This is a genomic window from Facilibium subflavum, from assembly GCF_003574485.1.
Classification (GTDB): Bacteria; Pseudomonadota; Gammaproteobacteria; order Francisellales; family Francisellaceae; genus Facilibium; species Facilibium subflavum.
Genome location: NZ_QLIT01000013.1, coordinates 1 through 18,181 on the forward strand (window position 1 = coordinate 1; position 18,181 = coordinate 18,181).

Annotated in this window: 14 protein-coding genes; 3 read left to right on the forward strand and 11 right to left on the reverse strand. The window is 39.9% G+C overall.

All coding sequences use genetic code 11. From position 1 onward, the window contains the following. Nucleotides 1-163: 163 nt before the first annotated feature. The 5 genes from DNK84_RS01690 to dut all read right to left on the reverse strand — a co-directional run bounded on the left by DNK84_RS01690 (nt 164) and on the right by dut (nt 2,997). Nucleotides 164-538 carry a regulatory protein RecX gene (locus DNK84_RS01690; RefSeq protein ID WP_162902147.1) on the reverse strand — a complete coding sequence of 125 codons (375 nt, stop codon included), beginning with the start codon at nt 536-538 and terminating at the stop codon, nt 164-166. After that, the gene (recA, locus tag DNK84_RS01695; RefSeq protein ID WP_119342850.1) at nt 522-1,559 is read right to left on the reverse strand and encodes a recombinase RecA; all 1,038 of its coding nucleotides are present in this window, start codon (nt 1,557-1,559) and stop codon (nt 522-524) included. The genes DNK84_RS01690 and recA overlap by 17 nt, the downstream gene beginning before the upstream one ends. Before the next feature lie 99 nt (nt 1,560-1,658). Then, complete coding sequence (locus DNK84_RS01700) at nt 1,659-1,859, reverse strand: DUF378 domain-containing protein (protein ID WP_119342851.1); 201 nt, start codon at nt 1,857-1,859, stop codon at nt 1,659-1,661. 71 nt (nt 1,860-1,930) lie between these two features. Further along, the gene (gene pgsA, locus DNK84_RS01705; RefSeq protein ID WP_119342852.1) at nt 1,931-2,488 is read right to left on the reverse strand and encodes a CDP-diacylglycerol--glycerol-3-phosphate 3-phosphatidyltransferase; all 558 of its coding nucleotides are present in this window, start codon (nt 2,486-2,488) and stop codon (nt 1,931-1,933) included. A 53-nt stretch (nt 2,489-2,541) separates the two neighbouring features. Then, complete coding sequence (gene dut, locus DNK84_RS01710) at nt 2,542-2,997, reverse strand: dUTP diphosphatase (protein ID WP_119342853.1); 456 nt, start codon at nt 2,995-2,997, stop codon at nt 2,542-2,544. Nucleotides 2,998-3,416: 419 nt separating this feature from the next. On the opposite strand from dut, the gene DNK84_RS01715 reads away from it, so the two are divergent. Further along, nucleotides 3,417-5,795 (forward strand): hypothetical protein, encoded by a 2,379-nt coding sequence (locus tag DNK84_RS01715; protein WP_119342854.1) that lies wholly within the window; start codon nt 3,417-3,419, stop codon nt 5,793-5,795. Between the two features lies 1 nt (nt 5,796). Here DNK84_RS01715 and DNK84_RS01720 read toward each other — a convergent pair whose 3' ends face one another. The 3 genes from DNK84_RS01720 to DNK84_RS01730 are packed head-to-tail and all read right to left on the reverse strand — an operon-like array spanning nt 5,797 to nt 10,888. Next, a complete protein-coding gene (locus tag DNK84_RS01720; protein ID WP_119342855.1) occupies nt 5,797-7,437 on the reverse strand; it encodes a formate--tetrahydrofolate ligase in 1,641 nt (546 codons plus the stop codon). A 20-nt stretch (nt 7,438-7,457) separates the two neighbouring features. Beyond that, a complete protein-coding gene (locus DNK84_RS01725; RefSeq protein ID WP_119342856.1) occupies nt 7,458-9,668 on the reverse strand; it encodes a glycine cleavage T C-terminal barrel domain-containing protein in 2,211 nt (736 codons plus the stop codon). 50 nt (nt 9,669-9,718) lie between these two features. Next, on the reverse strand, nt 9,719-10,888 hold the full coding sequence (locus tag DNK84_RS01730) for an NAD-dependent formate dehydrogenase (protein ID WP_119342857.1): 1,170 nt from the start codon (nt 10,886-10,888) through the stop codon (nt 9,719-9,721). A 395-nt stretch (nt 10,889-11,283) separates the two neighbouring features. Here DNK84_RS01730 and DNK84_RS01735 point away from each other — a divergent pair, with 395 nt between their 5' ends. After that, complete coding sequence (locus DNK84_RS01735) at nt 11,284-12,924, forward strand: electron transfer flavoprotein-ubiquinone oxidoreductase (protein ID WP_119342858.1); 1,641 nt, start codon at nt 11,284-11,286, stop codon at nt 12,922-12,924. 14 nt (nt 12,925-12,938) lie between these two features. On the opposite strand, the gene DNK84_RS14750 is transcribed toward DNK84_RS01735, so the two are convergent. The 3 genes from DNK84_RS14750 to DNK84_RS01750 are packed head-to-tail and all read right to left on the reverse strand — an operon-like array spanning nt 12,939 to nt 17,070. Next, nucleotides 12,939-13,889, reverse strand: a complete 951-nt coding sequence (locus DNK84_RS14750) for an electron transfer flavoprotein subunit alpha/FixB family protein (protein ID WP_119342859.1) — start codon at nt 13,887-13,889, stop codon at nt 12,939-12,941. Then, a complete protein-coding gene (locus DNK84_RS01745; protein ID WP_119342860.1) occupies nt 13,889-14,635 on the reverse strand; it encodes an electron transfer flavoprotein subunit beta/FixA family protein in 747 nt (248 codons plus the stop codon). The genes DNK84_RS14750 and DNK84_RS01745 overlap by 1 nt, the downstream gene beginning before the upstream one ends. Further along, nucleotides 14,635-17,070 (reverse strand): GcvT family protein, encoded by a 2,436-nt coding sequence (locus DNK84_RS01750; RefSeq protein ID WP_119342861.1) that lies wholly within the window; start codon nt 17,068-17,070, stop codon nt 14,635-14,637. Before DNK84_RS01750 ends, DNK84_RS01745 begins: the two co-directional genes overlap by 1 nt. A gap of 157 nt (nt 17,071-17,227) precedes the next feature. On the opposite strand from DNK84_RS01750, the gene DNK84_RS01755 reads away from it, so the two are divergent. Then, nucleotides 17,228-18,175 (forward strand): endonuclease/exonuclease/phosphatase family protein, encoded by a 948-nt coding sequence (locus tag DNK84_RS01755; protein WP_119342862.1) that lies wholly within the window; start codon nt 17,228-17,230, stop codon nt 18,173-18,175. Nucleotides 18,176-18,181: the final 6 nt, after the last annotated feature.

Genomic DNA, 18,181 nt, shown 5'->3' on the forward strand with positions numbered 1-18,181 from the left:
CCCTAACTTCTTGTTCACGAAATCAATAATCCCAAACTTCTTAAATACCCCAGTTACTAATCCCAGATGATCCAGGTTCTTCGTTTGTAAAATTTCCATTTTGAATACAGCTTGCATATAACTTTGTGAAATATCCTACACGAAAAAACTTTAAAATGCTTTATTAGGCGTGATCAATGTGTGTTGAAACATCATCATGATATTTTTTCTGATAGCACATTTTTGCCTGCGTTGTCCAATCGATTTCTTGTGTGCAGAGTAAACGCTCAACAAGTGAGGCATCAACCTGTTTTTCATATACAAGCTTTTGAATGATGCGTTTTTCACCATAGCCTTTTAATAGACTTGCACGAATTAATTGTTCTGCAAAACGCTGATCAGATTGCCAGCCTTTTTGTGCAAACTCATCTAAAAGCTGAACAATCTCAACATCAGTAAGTTTGGCACGCTTCAATAATTTCTGTTGAAGCTGTGCTTTTGAGTAATCCTGCTTAGATAGAAGAAAAAATAAGTAATCACGCTCACTTGGCATTGGCATCATCAGTTTCTATGGCCACACCTTGCTTGGATTTAGCTGGCAGCAACTGTGTTAGGATTGCATCATGCAACCGTGTTTTGATCTCTGTATTTTCTTTTAAGTAATTGCGAACATTATCTTTGCCTTGACCAATTCGCTCACCATTATAGCTGTACCAAGCGCCTGATTTTTCAATCAATCCATGTTTCACGCCCAGATCAATCAGCTCACCCTCTAGCGAGGTTCCCTCTCCATACATAATGTCAAATTCAGCCTGTTTAAAAGGAGGAGAAACTTTATTTTTAACGACTTTAACCTTTGTTTCATTCCCAAGAATTTCATCACCTTTTTTGATTGGACTACCACGACGAATCTCAAGCCTTACTGATGAGTAAAACTTCAGCGCATTACCCCCGGTTGTGGTCTCAGGATTACCAAACATAACCCCAATTTTCATCCGAATCTGGTTGATAAAACAAACCAGCGTATTAGAGCGCTTAATGTTTGCAGTAAGCTTTCTTAATGCCTGTGACATCAAACGCGCCTGAAGCCCCATATGTGAATCACCCATATCCCCTTCAATTTCAGCCTTTGGTGTTAATGCTGCAACAGAGTCAACCACAACGATATCAACACCGCCTGAACGCACCAGCATATCGGTAATCTCCAAGGCCTGTTCACCCGTATCGGGTTGTGAGACAATCAGGTTTTTCAAATCAACCCCTAAAGCCTCTGCATACACTGGATCCAAAGCATGTTCAGCATCAATAAAAGCTGCCGTGCCACCTTTTTTCTGGCATTCTGCAATTGCTTGCAAGGTCAATGTTGTTTTACCCGAAGACTCAGGACCATAAATCTCAACGACTCGACCCTTTGGCAAACCACCAACACCAAGTGCAATATCTACCCCTAATGATCCTGTTGATATCACATCGATATCACGCGCTAAAGGCGCATCTCCCATACGCATAATAGAGCCTTTGCCAAACTGTCTTTCAATCTGTGACAGCGCTGATGATAATGCTTGTTCTTTATTACTCATAAATCACTCTCTATACAATAAAACAGTTAATAATGTACCATTTATCCCTAATGAACAAAAGGAAAATTAATGGCGCACACTACGTGCAACACAGGACATTTATTTTGATTTGTAAATCATTTTAATCAAGCTTAGACAATACAGTGATGATAGTCCAATCACAACGTAAATAACCTTTTCCCATACAGAAGAAAATTTAAAGATTTCATGCACGATATTAAAATCAAAAACTGCCAGCAAAAACCAGTTAAAGCCACCTATAATAGTAATTAAAGTTAAAATCGTATTGATAAATCGCATATTCGCTTCCTTATTGCTGTCATGTTACACATCAAAATTGTAGACAATCACACACCTTTTTCCAAGCAATTTCACTGGGACTTAATTGCCTTATATGCGGCAGATAAATATAACCACATCGAATAGACTGTTAAAATCACGGCCACATAAAGCAAAATAAAGCCAAAAATAACCCATAAATCCGTTAAGCTTTTAGGCTTAAGCAGCAACAAAAAGATTGCACCCATTTGGCACGCTGTTTTCACTTTCCCAACAAATGATACTTTTACAACAGAGCGCTGACCAATTTCTGCCATCCATTCACGCAATGCAGACACAATAATCTCTCGACAAATAATGGCAATAGCAGGAATTGCCACCCACGCGTAAGGATATAGCGCAATTAACAAGCCTAATGCCGTTGCAACCATGAGCTTATCAGCAACAGGGTCTAAAAAAGCACCCAGCTTTGTTGTCTGTTTAAAATACCGTGCCCAAAAACCATCAAGCCAATCTGTAGCTGCGGCGATTAAGAAAATTGTTGCACTCACCCCATGATGATGAGGAAAAGGCACATAAAAAGCCACGATAAGTATCGGGATCAAAAGCACACGCAACATGGTTAAAATATTCGGCACCGTCCAAATCATCTGTGCACCACCACCTTTATTTTCTTTCCTTGATTGATAATACGCATTTAAGCCTACCTTGTTCCAGTATGACCAAAGCCACCTTGCTGCCTTACTGTTGTATCGGTAAACTCATCAACAGCAACGAAATTTGCCTGAATAACAGGCACGATTACCAGTTGTGCAAAACGCATTAATGGCGTGATTTCAATGGGTGCATTGGATCTGTTCCAACACGAGACCATAAGCTCACCTTGATAGTCCGAATCAATCAATCCCACGCTATTACCGAGAATCAATCCCTTTTTATGGCCTAGCCCTGAGCGAGGCAAAATCATTCCTGCCATACTCTCTTGTCCGATATGGATTGCAATACCAGTTGGCAGGAGCTCACATTGGCCAGGCTCAAGCACTAAGGGTGTTTCAATTGCTGCGCGCAAATCCACACCAGCAGAACCACTGGTGCCATATTCAGGTAAACTTGAAAAAATATCAGGACGTAATAGCTTCAGCTCAATAGTTGGTTTCATCATACAGCTCTACATAAAAATAAATATAGGGGTATTGTAAAAGAAAAGCCGCAAGCTGCCAATCTTAAGTCAATTTTTTTCATTAAAAACTGAAGTTACACACTTCCCATTTTTGCATCTTGCTTAAATTATTTTATATTTTGCTGTAATTATTTTGCACTCATCGCATGGCAGGTATAGCCTGTATTTGTGGCGACAGAAAATGCTTACAAAACAGTAAGCGCAATTGCTGGTAAGATGCACTAACTTAATCTGTCACACTACAAAAATAATCATATAAGAACACATTCTTAGCCATTGCTTTGTTTAAGGCATAAAATTTGCACCTAAGCGTATACAAAATAAGCTTGAGCATCTTACCTTAAAGTAACAACATACTTTTCAATGTATAAACCCGTTCATTTTAAAAGGAGTTTTTTATGGGGATTAAACAACTGCAAGACCAATCGAAGGCTTTAACTGATTTAATCACGCTATTTACAGAAGAAGTTAAACAATATGAACAGGAGAATAATAAATTTACCAGTCAATATGAATTACGTATGTCTTTGGAAGAAAAAAGACAACGCCGCTTTGATAATACTATTAATATTGCCTTTGGTATGGCAACTGCCGCAGCAACTTTTTTCGCCGGCCCACTTGGCTATGCCATTGCAACAAGCATTCAGTCGATCTATGAAGCCTCACAGGTTGATGCCAGCATGAAGGTGCGCGTTGCTAATACAATTTTAGCTTCAGTCACATCTGGTATGAGCAATTATATAATTGGACAGACCGTCAATAGTAATATTCGCCAATTCAGTATGAATGATCCCATAACAGGACAAAAAAACTACGATCCAGACAGCGAGCTCTACACAGCAAAATACAAGGCACAAAATTGTATCAACGAGTTTTTAAATACGATGAAAATGCAAGGACAGATACAAGCCATTCAAATTGATAGCCTAACTGAAGAGAAACAATTTGAAAAAACTATCGAGTATATACAGCAAAATCAAAACCAATATGCTGAATTTGCGCTTAAACAGGCTATTATTTTAGTTTCTTTCAACATCTGCCAGCTTAGAGCCTTCCAATCGGATAATACAATTTTAATGTATCATGCATTAACAAGCTTCACGCAACGCATCCAGATTGCAGATAGCCACTTAGGCGCCAAAGCAAGGCAAGTCTATGAGCGCTTCTACCAAGATAAAGATAAAATACAGACAATTACAGCAGAACAAGCCAAGGATATTCGGCAAGAATTGCTTAAAAAAGTGATTGACTCAGAGGTCTTTGCAAAGAATACCAGTTATACACGCAAATATAAAAAGCTTAATATTACAAATGAAGCTGACGAAACATTTCTTATTTATAACAACACTGTATCACCTCAAGATAACTTCACTATTGATCGTGAACAGTTTTTTAATGTCATTGATACAAAATTGAAAGTGTGGGCGTACTTTAACGATTATAATCGCTTTTTTGATAAAAAACTTGGTAGTGGCGTTAAAGAAAAAATCATTGCCTATATACCAAATAACGCTAAATCACACTGGAAGGATACATTTAGCAATGATGAGCGCGTGCTTGATATTATTATTATTTACTTGCTTAACACCCTACCCAATCTGATTTTATCGGAACCTATAAGCAACTTTGTCATTATCGGTATTCAAAAGGATACGAAACAAGAAAAACTTATAAAATACTTAAGTGCACTTTATGTTGCTATTACGAGCGCTTGTTATTTCTATTTGGAATTTTACTCGTTACATAACCGCATGGCAGGGCGTTCAAGCATTCGCCAAACACATATCAATAAGGCTGTTGCCTATGTTTTTATGTTTGTAGCGAAAATGCAACCATTATTATTAGCACCTTTAAGACGCATCAAATTGCTTCCAACCCTATCGAAAGAAAATCGTGAACACTTGAATTATTATGGCCTTAATGATGATAGCTGCAATAATCTACATAACGAGTTTTTAATGTCTCAAACATTCTATAACCATTTTAATTTCCAATATGTAAAAGCTTTTGCTGAAAACACCACCCCCATTGATCACGGTATTGCTAATAACTTAAGAGATCAGCTTGCACAACAAGTTAACACAAAGCTCTTAGAATTAATTCGCCTTTATGATTATAATAGTGATAACAACACTTATACCGAGCATACAGATCTGGATGAGCGCTTTGCACAAAAGCTTTCCAAGCCCTCTACCTACCTTTCGCTAGGACGCACAAACACGCAAAAAACACAACTATCGACTAGCGAGGAAGACTTTGATAACATCAGCACCTTTTATGAAAACCAGCCTTATGTTTTCGGTGGTATTGCCGTGCGTTTAGGAGATATTGATGAAGGCAATGAAAAAAGCAGTTATGGAGAAAAAGGTCAAACTTATCTTCATGCTTCTATCTCAAGCTTAAACAATGCAATTGGTGCAACCAGTGATCATCCAGAAATTAATAAGGCAGCACGTTATACAGCTCTGAGAAAAAGCTTTTTAAAACAGCGTTTGAGTTTACAGGCATACCATGCAAAAAAAGCATCAATCGAAGATGTTCTTGAAAATATTGAGGAGGTTTTGGTTTTGCTTTCAGCAGAAATTTTTGATCATGAAGAAGAGGCTATTTCATCCATCAATACCAAACTAGAAGCAGACGAAAGGGAAAGGAAAAGACAACAGATTCTCAGAAATACAAGTAAACGTCACGAACAAAGAGATCAGGCAAGAAGGCAAGCAAGAAAAGAAGCGCGAGATGCTAGGGAGAAATCATTATTTAAATATCGGGAGATATAACTTACATATCTACAGCAGCCGGATGTTTTGGCAATCCTGGCATCGTCACCATGTCGCCACAAAGTGCCACGACAAAACCTGCACCACTTGAAAGTTTTAACTCTCTAATGGGTAAAATATGGTTAATCGGCGCACCTAACATTTTAGGATCTGAAGAAAAGCTGTATTGTGTTTTTGCCATGCATACCGGGAGATTTTGCCAGCCACCATCTTCAACCACAGCAAGCTGCCTTTTTGCTAACTGGCTGATTTCTATATCTGCCGCCTTATACACTTTTCGCGCAATCGTGCGCATCTTATCTGCCAGCGGCATTTCATCCGGATAAAGATATTTAAAATAATTTGGCTGTGTATCAATGGCTTCTATTACAGCATTGGCAAGCTCAACTGCGCCACTACCACCTTCTGACCAATGCTTTGCCACGATGGCCTGAACTGATCTTTGCCGGCAAAAGGCTTTAATACATTCAATCTCCTGTTCAGTATCACCTGACATATGATTAATTGCGACAACAACAGGCACACCAAATTGTGTTAAGTTATCAAGGTGACCTCCCAGGTTGCTTAAACCAGCTTCAACGGCTTGCAAATTTGGCGCCCCTAATGCATTTTTTGCAACACCACCATGCATTTTTAAAGACCTCACTGTCACCACACATACTGATGCAGATGGTTTAATGCCCGATTGCCTGCATTTAATATTAAAAAATTTTTCAGCACCCAGCCCTGAACCAAAACCCGCTTCAGTCACGACATATTCACCCAGGTCCATTGCCGTTTTTGTTGCAATAATTGAATTACAGCCATGTGCAATATTGGCAAAAGGCCCTGCATGCATTAATACGGGATTGCTCTCAAGTGATTGAACCAAATTTGGCTTTAATACATCTCCTAATAAGCGTACCATTGCATTGATACATTCCAGCTCATAAGCATAAATGTAGCGATTTTCAGTCAAATGCCGCCCAAGCATAATCCGAGATAACCTTGCCTTTAAATCATCCTCATCCTTGGATAATGCGACAATAGCCATGATTTCAGAAGCTGCAGTAATCTCAAATCCTGACTCTCTGGTAAATCCATTACGCTTACCGCCTAAACCAACGATAATATTTCTTAGGCAACGATCATTCATATCCATAACCCGTTTCCAACTGATCTGCTGAGGATCTAGCCCAACGCCATTTTCGCGAAAAATCACATTATCAATGATTGCCGAAAGCAGATTATGTGCACTGGTAATCGCATGAAAATCTCCTGTAAAATGCATATTTATTTTTTCAGCCGGACATACCTGAGAATAACCACCACCTGTCGCCCCGCCTTTACTCCCAAAATATGGGCCAAGACTTGGCTCACGAAGGCATAATATACTTTTTTTACCTAGCTGACATAACGCATCGTTCAACCCGATTGAGGTTACCGTTTTTCCTTCTCCTGCAGGTGTTGGGCTAATTGCAGTTACTAAGATGACTTTACCTTTATTTGCAGACTTGGGCATATCCCTATGCCAACAGTTGATTTTTGCCATATAGTGCCCATAAGGATCCAATATATCATTATTTAGCCCGATTTTGGCGCCAACATCGCAAATTGGATGTATTCTGGTATTTTGAACGATTTGCTGATCAATGCTAAACATGCGAGCTCCTCATTATTTTATCAACTTGCAAGCTGATCACCTAAAGGCATTTGTTTTTGTGGATCAAAAAACGGCGTCTCTGAAACAACTGCTTTTGCACCATTTTGCTCGCCTTCAATTAAAACATCACAGGTAAGCTTTGTCCCTACTTTTGTGTACTCTATTGGAACCATTGCCAAGGCAATATTCTGACCAAGCTTAGGCGAGTAAAATGCACTTGTAATATAGCCTATTTGTTTTTGATGGCTTTCATCAAAAACCAACCAGAAATCAGGATTATACCAAGTAATCGGCACTGTTGTTTCAATGCAAAGTCCTACAAGCTTCCGTGAAACGCCTTCCGTTTTAATTTTAGCAAGTGCCTGTTTTCCAACGTAATCATCTTCTTTTTCCAAATCTACCTGCCATGCCAGACCACACTCAAATGGGTTTGTTTCGATATCCATGTCTTGCTTGTAAGAAAGGATCCCTGCTTCAATCCGGCGGATGTGTCCTGGCGCAATGACGCGTAAATTAAATTCTTTGCCAGCCTCAAGCACGGTATTCCAAAGCTTATCTGCATCATAGGTCGCATTTCTAAGATAAATTTCATAGCCAACTTCGGCAGAAAATCCACTGCGCGAAATCACGACATCCATACCGTTTAGTGTAGTTTGCCATAAACGATAGTATTTAATCGAGTCAATCCCTAAACCAAATAATTTACGCATTAGCGCTTGTGATTTAGGCCCTTGAATCTGCACAGGAGAGACATCAATTTCTTTAATACTAACATCATATTGCCAATTATAATTTAGTGCTTTTGCCCACAGTAAGACATCTGAATCCGATATTGATAACCAAAACTCATCTTCAGCCACACGAAGTAGAACAGGATCATTAATAATACCGCCTTCTTCATCGCATAATATCACATAACGCGCCTGGTTGACTGGGCATATTTCCTTCAAATCCCGTGTTACCAGTCGATTTGTAAATGTTAAGGCATCTTTACCTTTAATTTGAATTTGACGCTCTACGGCAACATTCCACATCGTCACATCTTTCGTCAAGGCTTCATACTCTGCCATCAACCCCCCTTCTTCTTCAGGAGTGTAACTACGTGGATGATACATATTATTATAAACCGTTACGGTATTGCAGCCAGCTTCCATCGATAAATGCCAAAAAGGTGACTTGCGAATACGTGTTGAAATCAGCATATTAACATCTGCATTACCACTTTGCCTGAGATTGACTGGAACATTGCGTTTTTTAGTTTGGTTTATTTGATACATTGCATCTGTTTCTAGTGTGTAGTGCTGTGCTGTATTTTTCATCGGACTTTCCTCCTTGTTATTGGGGTTGACAGAGCATGTAAAGGCATCAAAAATAAGTTCATGCTTCCTTTTTAACCATCTGGCTGTTGGTTTAAATCCACCAAAAGTATAAAAATGCAAACCTTTGATAAAAGAGTCTGGCCTCGTTTGCTGAAAACTTGCCAGATGATTAATGATTTCTTCAGGTGACCAGCGCCCTGCAAAGCGAAACCATCTTGTTGGATTGCGCACTATCATTGATAACAGTTTCAGCCAGCCAATATTTGCTAATTTAGCAAAAGCCAGCAGTGCCTTTGGCTTTGTTGGTCCTGGCAATCCCATATAAACAGGCAACATCTGCACACCTGAAAGCTGATTCTGCCACTTTAGAATACTTTTTGCATGAAAGACAAACTGTGTAATAAAATAACATCGACAAGGTTGCAACTGTGCCCATTGAACCTTGCATTGAATAGCTTTAAACAATTCATCCTGTTTAATCTTTGGATGTCCTTCAGGATGTGCCGCAAAACCAATACTTTCAAATGCATTGCCATCAAATAAATTCGTTTTCAACAGATCTACCGTGCTTTGAAAGCACCCCAATGACTTCTCCCGATCCCCTGCCAATAATAATACATGTCGAACGCCTGCATTTTTAAGCGCATCAACATAACGGTATAGATGCGATTGGTCTTTTATATGCCGTGCTGGGATGTGCGCAACAGGAATCCCGCCATAGCTTTGCACGATAACAGCTGTTTCGATAATTGCTTGAAAGTCTTCATTAGGCAAATAAGTAATATAAAGATATTGTCCAGGAAGGATGTAATTTTCAAGGTCAGTTATTTGATTAAATATGCGCGGAACAATCTCAATTGACGCCTGTGATAGCCAACGGTTTACTATCACATTAATATCTGCCATATTCATTTTTACTGGCCTTATAGTTTGTTGTCCTTGCTGCTGGTTAGCGACACCAACTACTGATTCACTGCCTCCTTTTTAGCATACGAATGCTTACCGGTTCCAACATAATCACCATCACTGACGATTAAATATTCATTCCGTATTGGATTACCAGCAAAGAAGTTTTCTAAAATTTCTCTGACACCATCAGCATAGCGTGCTTGCGCAGACAGGCTTGTTCCTGAGGTATGGGGTGTCATCGCATTTTTGGGCATCGTTCGCCATGGATGATCTTGCTGTGCGGGTTGCGGATACCAAACATCGCCTGCATAACCGGCAAGATGTCCAGATTCAATGGCATCCTTGATATCATACTTGTTACAAATCTTACCGCGTGCCGTGTTAACGATATAAGCCCCTTTTTTCATTTTGGCTAATAATGTTTTATCAAATAATCCATCAGTTTCAGCGGTCAATGGACAATGAATAGACAATACATCCACCGATGAAACTAAAGACTCAATGGAATCATGATAAATTGCATTAAGGCTTTTTTCTGTCTGCGCATCTAAACGATAACGGTCAAAATAATGAAGTTTTACATCAAAAGGCTTCATTCTACGCAACACCGCCAGCCCAATACGACCGGCGGCAAGCACACCAACATCCATCCCTTCAATATCATAAGAATCCTTGACACAATCGGCAATATCCCACCCACCTGATCTGGCAATTTCGTGTTGTGTCATATAATCACGAACCAATGCTAACATCATCATGACAGCATGTTCAGCAACACTGATACTGTTACAAAAAGTCACCTCAGCAACCGTGATGCCTTTTTTATTCGCCGCAGCCAAATCAACATGGTCAGAGCCAATACCTGCAGTAATGGCAAGCTTTAGGTTTTTTGCCTTTTCTAAGCGTTCAGCCGTAAGATATCCTGGATAAAAGGGTTGTGAAATGACAACATCGGCATCGATTAAATGTCGATCAAACTCTGAATTGGGTCCTTCTTTATCTGAAGTGACAATGAATTCATGCCCCTGTGTTTTAAGGAACTTCTCAAGCCCAAGCTTCCCACTAACACTGCCTAAAAGCGTGCCAGGCGTGAAATCACGACCTTGTGGTGTAGGGAGTGTCTGTCCATCTGGGTAGTGTGACATATGCGGCAAACTATTACGGTAATAAGATCTTGGCATACCATCTTTTGGATCTGGATATAATACACACAAAACTTTCATCACTTAATCTCCTTGTTTCAATTTGTCAGTCAATATGTAATATCAACAACCTTCCTATCTATGCACCTACGCGTTTCTTACGCTAAATTCATAAGAGATACCAAGTTCATATATACTCGCATCACTTTATAAAGCATATGGCTTTTATTTACAGCGTATTCTTTCACAAAAAACACTCAGATAAATAACGCTTGAACCTATGTATCTAAAGCAACTTTAGCACTTCTGCCCGCCATTTTGTATAGATAGCAATAAAAAAATTGTAAAAAAATCCTTACCGTAGAAAAAAGACAAAATTTGCATCTGCTGTATAACCACACTTGCATTAATGCAGCCCGATATTCTATTGTGTTATTAAGAAATTATTTTATGTGCATGCTCTACAGAGGGTTATTATGGAACGTGATATCATGCAATATGATGTTATTATCGTTGGTGCCGGACCTGCTGGTTTAAGTGCAGCTATTCGCCTTAAATGCCTGGACTCAAATAATAAATTGTCTGTTTGTGTATTGGAAAAAGGTGCAGAAGTTGGTAGTCATATCATTTCAGGCGCAGTCATTGAAACAAGCGGGCTTGACATGCTTATTCCAGACTGGAAAAATAAAGGTGCACCGCTGAATACACCAGTGACACAAGAAAAATTTACATTTCTCACAAAAAACAAAGCTTATAATATTCCCATTAAACTGCTACCTGATGAATTACATAATCACAATAATTACATTGTTTCTTTAAGCAACCTTTGCCGCTGGCTTGCTGAACAGGCTGAGGCACTAGGTGTAGAGATATTTTCAGGTTTTGCTGCCAGCCAGCTGCTATTTGATGGTAACAATCGTGTTATTGGCATTCGAACCAATGACTTAGGTATTGATAAACAAGGTAATCACAAAGATACCTTTATGTTAGGCGTTGATATTCATGCAAGATATACCATACTTGGAGAAGGCTGCCACGGCTCGCTTGCAAAGCAGGTGATCAATCATTATAAGCTTCGCCAAAATAGTGATCCACAAACCTATGGTATTGGAATAAAAGAGTTATGGGAGATCAAATCCGAAAACCACAACCCAGGCATGGTCATGCACACAGCAGGCTGGCCAGTTGATCGGCACACCTGGGGCGGTTCATTTATTTATCATTTAGAAAACAACCAGGTCTATATTGGTTATGTCGTTGGATTAGATTACAAAAACCCTTATTTATCCCCGTTTAATGAGATGCAACGCTTTAAAACCCATCCAGAAATCGCCAAGATATTAAATGGTGGAAAACGCATAGGGTATGGTGCACGCGCCATTAATGAAGGTGGCATTCAATCACTACCAAAGCTGACCTTTCCTGGCGGTTTATTAATTGGTTGTAGCGCTGGCTTTTTAAACGTTGCCAAAATCAAAGGGACCCATAATGCCATGAAAAGTGGTATTATAGCTGCTGATAATATTCATAAAGCGCTATCCACCCAAACGCCAAATCACGAACTTGATGAATATGAAAAAAATCTAAAAGCATCCACGATTTACAAGGAGCTGTACCGGCAACGTAATTTTCGCATCGCTGCCAATAAATTTGGTATGTATTGGGGCATGCTTTACAACGCAGTTGATTTAAAGTTATTTAAAGGAAAACTGCCGTGGACACTACACCATAAGACTACTGACCATAATACACTGATTTTTAAAGACAAGGCTAAAAAGATCGATTATCCAAAACCCGATGGAAAGCTTACATTTGATCGCACCTCAAGTGTGGCTTTAGCCAATGTTTTTCATGAAGAAAATCAACCCTGCCATTTACAATTAGCTGACGATAAAACACCCATTGAGTACAATCTTAAATACTTTGATGCGCCGGAGCAACGCTACTGTCCTGCTCAGGTCTATGAAATCATTTATGAAAAGGGCAAATCACCTTATTTGCAAATCAACTTTACAAACTGTATTCACTGTAAAACTTGTGATATTAAAGACCCTAAGCAGAATATCAACTGGCATACACCAGAAGGTGGCGGAGGTCCTAACTATGCAAACATGTAATTGCTTTAAAATAGTTAACTGGCATCTTTCCAATGCTCAAGCGCCTGCTCAAGCTGAGGTAACACATCAAACAAATCAGCCACCATGCCATAGTCACAATTATTAAAAATTGGTGCATCTGGGTCTTTATTAATTGCCACGATGCATTTGCTGTCTTTCATGCCAGCCAGGTGTTGAATCGCACCAGAAATGCCTACAGCAATGTACAAATCAGGACACACAATTTTGCCTGTTTGACCCACTTGATAATCATTGGTAACAAAACCCGCATCAACAGCTGCCCTTGAGGCACCCACAGCAGCTTTAAGTTTTTCTGCAATCACCTCAAGTCGTTTAAACCCATCTTTACTGCCAATGCCTCGACCACCAGAGATAACTTTTGAGGCTGTTGCTAAATCCGGTAATTCGCTTTTATGCACCTCCCATCCTTCACATTGCACAAGGTTACTATCTGCCAGAGCATCTACTTTTATCACTTGCGCATGCCCGCCGGTAAGGGAAACAGGCGCAAAACTTGCTGCACGAATTGTTATAAGCTGCTTATCAGATGGATTTTTGACGGTGACAAAAGCATTGCCTGCATAAATTGGCCGTATATAGGTTTTATCATTATTAATTTCAATAACATCAGAGACTTGTGGGACATCTAATAACGCTGCTAACCGTGGCATAATATTACGGCCATGCGTTGTATGCGCTTGCAAAATATATTGATAATCCCCTGCCAGTTTTTTAAGTAAAGGCGCGATATTCTCCGGTAATAAATCCTTCAGTGTTTCACTGTCTGCTACATATAGATGCTCAACCAAAGGCAATTGTTTGGCTTTTTCAATAATTGCACCCATTTGACTCCCAGCAATAAAAGCATCCACAGGTAATGATAGCCGCTTCGCTGCTGCTAATGCACTTAAAGAAGCGCTGATAATCTCATTATTCTCATACTCTAAAATAATTAATGCACGCATCACAACACTCCTTTTTGACTGAGCTTATGTAATAAATCTTCGACATTATCAAGCATTTGTCCTTTCCCCCGCGAAGGCGGCTCAGTAACTTTTAAAGTTTGTAGTTTTGGTGTGAAATCCACACCCAGGTCAGTATCTAAAACAACATCTAATGGCTTTCGCTTCGCTTTCATAATGCTTGGCATGTTGGCATAACGTGGTGTATTTAACCTTAAGTCAACGCTAATAACAGCAGGCAAATTAAAGGAAAGGTATTGAAGTCCCTGATCAACCTCCCTTGTAGCGTTGATGTGATTCCCTTCTAGATTAAAACTTGAGACAAAAGTTGCCTGCGGCCAGTTAAGCAACCCTGCTAACATTTGCGGAGCCTGGCTTGCATCGTTATCAATAGCCTGCTTACCCATTAAGACTAAATCAATTGATTCTTGTTCAACAATTTTTTTAAGCGCTTTGGCTACGGCTAACGGTTCGGTTTCAGCATCTGTTTGAATCAAGATACCACGATCAGCACCAAGGGAAAGTCCATGCTGGATGATATCTTTAGCCTTGGCAGGACCAATAGAGACGATAATGACTTCATCAGCAATGCTTGCCTCTTTTAAACGAATTGCCTGTTCAACAGCAACTTCATCAAAGTCATTCATGGCCATCTTAACACTTTCGCTCACCACACCTGTTTGATCTGTCTTGACACTGACTTTAACCGATGAGGCGATCACTCTCTTAACTGCAACTAATACCTTCATCAGCTTCTTAACCTCTTGTTTTGTGGATCATACGGTGAGTCTTCAACGACTTCTGCCTTAAATCGTTCTTTTAATAATTCTACCTCAAGCATTGTGCCAACATCTGCCTTATCAACTGGTACATAACCAATTGCCATCGATTTACCCAGAAAGTGTGCATAAGCACCTGTTGTAACACGACCAACAACTTCATCACCACCTGTGGCATAAATTGGCTCACTGCCAAAAGCATCTCGATCATCAACATCGATTTGCAAAGTAACCAGCTTTGTCTTAATACTTTGTTGCTTTTGTGCCAATAAGGCTTTTTTTCCTGGGAAGTCTTTATCAAAGTCGATAAAGCGACCCATATCAGATTCAAGCAAGGTGTACTCATTAGTCAAATCACTATTCCAAAAACGATATGATTTTTCAATCCGTAATGATTCCAGCGCACGAGTACCAAACAACCGAATGTCAAAAGCCTCCCCAGCGTCTAATAGCATATCAAAAATCTGATTTTGATAAGGAAGTTTATGATGCAACTCCCAACCAAGCTCACCCACAAAGTTCACGCGCATAGCATAAACAGGGCATACCCCCAAGTTAATAGACTGGGCCGACAGCCATGGAAATGCTTTGTTTGATAAGTCAGTATCGGTGAGCTTACTAAGCACCTCTCGTGCATCTGGCCCTACCAGCACTAAAACGCCATAATCATCACTGACATTGCGAATATCAACATATTGGGCAGGCTTTTTATGTCTGCATAACACATCTAAGTCATGCTGAGTAGCTGCCGAACCACTGATGAGATAATAGTGGTTGTCTTTGACCTTAGTAATCGTAAACTCACTATCAACACCACCTGATGGCAACAGCGCATGCGCCAAGGTAATGCGACCGTTTTTTTGTGGCAGTTTATTGGCAACCAGTGAATCTAAGAAATCATGCGCATCTAGACCGGTAATTTCAAACTTTGAAAACGCTGTTAAATCAATTATACCGACGTTATTTCTGACAGCTAAACATTCTTGTTTCACCGGTTCAAAAAAATTGGTACGCCGAAAACTGTATTTATCTTCTGCTTGCATTTTTTCCAAAGCAAACCAATTCGCTCTTTCCCAGCCTTGTTGTTGACCAAAAACCGCACCCTTTGCTTTTAATCGATCATAACACGGTGCTGTCTTGGCGGGTCTTGCTGCAGGACGCTCTTCTAATGGATAGTGTGTAACAAAAACATGTGCATAGGCTTCTTCATTTTTAATCCTTGCATAGTTCTTGTTGGCATACTCACCAAAACGAAGTGGATCAACACCACTCATATCAATACTAGGTTGACCATCAACAATCCAATCTACTAGAAACTTTCCAGCGCCTCCTGCAGCTGTAATGCCAAAACTGTGGCCTTCATTAAGCCAGACATTCTTTAGACAAAACGCAGGGCCAACCATTGGTGCACCATCAGGAGTATAAGCAATTGGGCCATTTACACAATCCTTAACACCCGCCTCACCAAACATCGGTACGCGTTTAATTGCTGCTTCAATATAAGGCTCCAGCCGTTCGTAGTCTGGTTCTAATAACTGCTGTACAAATCCATCTGGCACATGATCAACCGCCCAAGCAGGGGCACCTATTTCATACGGTCCCAAGATTAAACCTTGCCTTTCCTCACGCATATAGTAAGAATGATCCGCATCGCGTAAAACAGGTAATTCTTTTAACCCTTCTTGGTAGCGCTTGATAAGCTCCGGGACTTCATCAGTAACGATATATTGATGTTCAACAGAAACCACAGGAATATCAAGCCCAAGTTTTTTTGCAGTTTCCCGAGCATAAAAGCCAGTTGCCAAAATTAAGTGCTCACAAACAATATCGCCATTACTCGTGTGAACCTGCCAATGCCCATTATCTAGTTGTATAAAATTGTGCGCTTGCGTTTGTCTATAGATTTCAGCGCCATTAGCTCGTGCACCCTTAGCCAAAGCTTGTGTGACATCAGCAGGGGCAATATGACCATCTTCTGGGTGATAAATTCCGCCTAAGACATCATCTACTCTGGCAAATGGCCACAGCCTCTTAACCTGCTTAGGTGTTACCATCTCATATGGCACACCCAACGTATTTGCCGTACCACTGTAATAGCGAAACTCATCTAAGTGGCCTTGGGTTGTCGCAATTCGCAGATTTCCTGTTTTGTGAAAGCTTACAGCCTGCCCAGTTTCTTCTTCTAAACGCTTATATAAATCAACACTGTATTTATGTAACTGCCCTACACTGTAGCTCATTTGATATAAAGGTAATAAACCAGCTGCATGCCAAGTTGAACCTTGTGTTAAATCATGCTGCTCAATCAACGCAACATCACACCAGCCTCTTTTTGTTAAATGATAGAGTGTGCTAACTCCAACGACACCACCGCCAACGACTAAAGCTTTGACCTTTCGTTGCATGAGCACCTTCCTTGTTTGCTTATATCACTGCTTACTTCGATCCTAGCATACAAGACGCCATTCTAAAATGTAATTTTTTCAGGAATTTCCCAGTTATCCACCTTTGCTTATTTTGTTATGATAGGTGAAATGATCAGGAAGCACAGGATTGAAAAGGATGAGAAAATTCATAAGATACAGCTGGCTTATTATTAGTTTTATATGGTTCAACAGTACTTTTGCACATCATATTACCGTGATGACTTATAATACAAACCTCTTGCCTAATATTCCTATCTCGGATTTGACTAAGAACCTGAACCATCCTTTTAAAAGAGCATATTACATTCCTAACGCACTTGACCACTATAAACCCGACATTGTTGCTTTTCAAGAGGATATCGCACCAGTTTCATTTGTAATTCTAAATGCACAGATGCGAAAACATGGTTACCCATATCATTCAAAAGTCGTCGGAATGCCAAGCTTAAAGCATTTAAACCTCTTAAGTGGTGGGGTGATTATCTACAGCAAATATCCATTTTCACAAAAGCCACAATATGCTGTTTTTTCTCGCTCACTAGGCTTGGAAGGCATTGCAAACAAAGGTGCGGTTTTTACACAAATAACCAAAAATAACAAACGCTATAATATCATCTCCCTGCACACACAAAGCTTCAGTCAACCCATAAAAGCAAAAGAGTATGATCGCTGGCGCATTCAAATTGGCCAGCTTAGTCAGTTTATTGCAAATCTGCAAATTCCAGCAAATCAAGCTGTTATTATAATGGGCGATTTTAATGCCGATAGTGGTAAAGCCATCACCGCTGAAAATCCACAAATAGTATTTAACTCACCCTACCAATATTTGCTTAATTCACTAAAGGCACAGCCTGCTGGGATATACAGTAAAGACACATTGCCTTACAGCTATGACAGCAAGACAAATAAGATGGTTACAAGTAAAGAGCAGACAACATTAGATCACATCCTTTGCATGGTTGATTATCAGTGCCCTGATAAGCGCTCTAGCTTAAAAATCATCGCATTACATAATAAACATATCGGTGATATTACAGATCTGTCAGATCATTATGCTTTAATCGGCTCGCTCTACTATCCATAAGCATGC

Bases quoted from the DNA above. Each gene is read 5' to 3' on its own strand.
- DNK84_RS01720 (WP_119342855.1), bottom strand. From the start codon at position 7,437: ATGTTTAGCATTGATCAGCAAATCGTTCAAAATACCAGAATACATCCA.
- dut (WP_119342853.1), bottom strand. From the start codon at position 2,997: ATGAAACCAACTATTGAGCTGAAGCTATTACGTCCTGATATTTTTTCA.
- DNK84_RS01750 (WP_119342861.1), bottom strand. From the start codon at position 17,070: ATGCAACGAAAGGTCAAAGCTTTAGTCGTTGGCGGTGGTGTCGTTGGA.
- DNK84_RS01700 (WP_119342851.1), bottom strand. From the start codon at position 1,859: ATGCGATTTATCAATACGATTTTAACTTTAATTACTATTATAGGTGGC.
- DNK84_RS01730 (WP_119342857.1), bottom strand. From the start codon at position 10,888: ATGAAAGTTTTGTGTGTATTATATCCAGATCCAAAAGATGGTATGCCA.
- DNK84_RS01755 (WP_119342862.1), top strand. From the start codon at position 17,228: ATGAGAAAATTCATAAGATACAGCTGGCTTATTATTAGTTTTATATGG.
- DNK84_RS01735 (WP_119342858.1), top strand. From the start codon at position 11,284: ATGGAACGTGATATCATGCAATATGATGTTATTATCGTTGGTGCCGGA.
- DNK84_RS14750 (WP_119342859.1), bottom strand. From the start codon at position 13,889: ATGCGTGCATTAATTATTTTAGAGTATGAGAATAATGAGATTATCAGC.
- recA (WP_119342850.1), bottom strand. From the start codon at position 1,559: ATGAGTAATAAAGAACAAGCATTATCATCAGCGCTGTCACAGATTGAA.
- DNK84_RS01715 (WP_119342854.1), top strand. From the start codon at position 3,417: ATGGGGATTAAACAACTGCAAGACCAATCGAAGGCTTTAACTGATTTA.
- DNK84_RS01725 (WP_119342856.1), bottom strand. From the start codon at position 9,668: ATGAATATGGCAGATATTAATGTGATAGTAAACCGTTGGCTATCACAG.
- DNK84_RS01690 (WP_162902147.1), bottom strand. From the start codon at position 538: ATGCCAATGCCAAGTGAGCGTGATTACTTATTTTTTCTTCTATCTAAG.
- pgsA (WP_119342852.1), bottom strand. From the start codon at position 2,488: ATGATTTGGACGGTGCCGAATATTTTAACCATGTTGCGTGTGCTTTTG.
- DNK84_RS01745 (WP_119342860.1), bottom strand. From the start codon at position 14,635: ATGAAGGTATTAGTTGCAGTTAAGAGAGTGATCGCCTCATCGGTTAAA.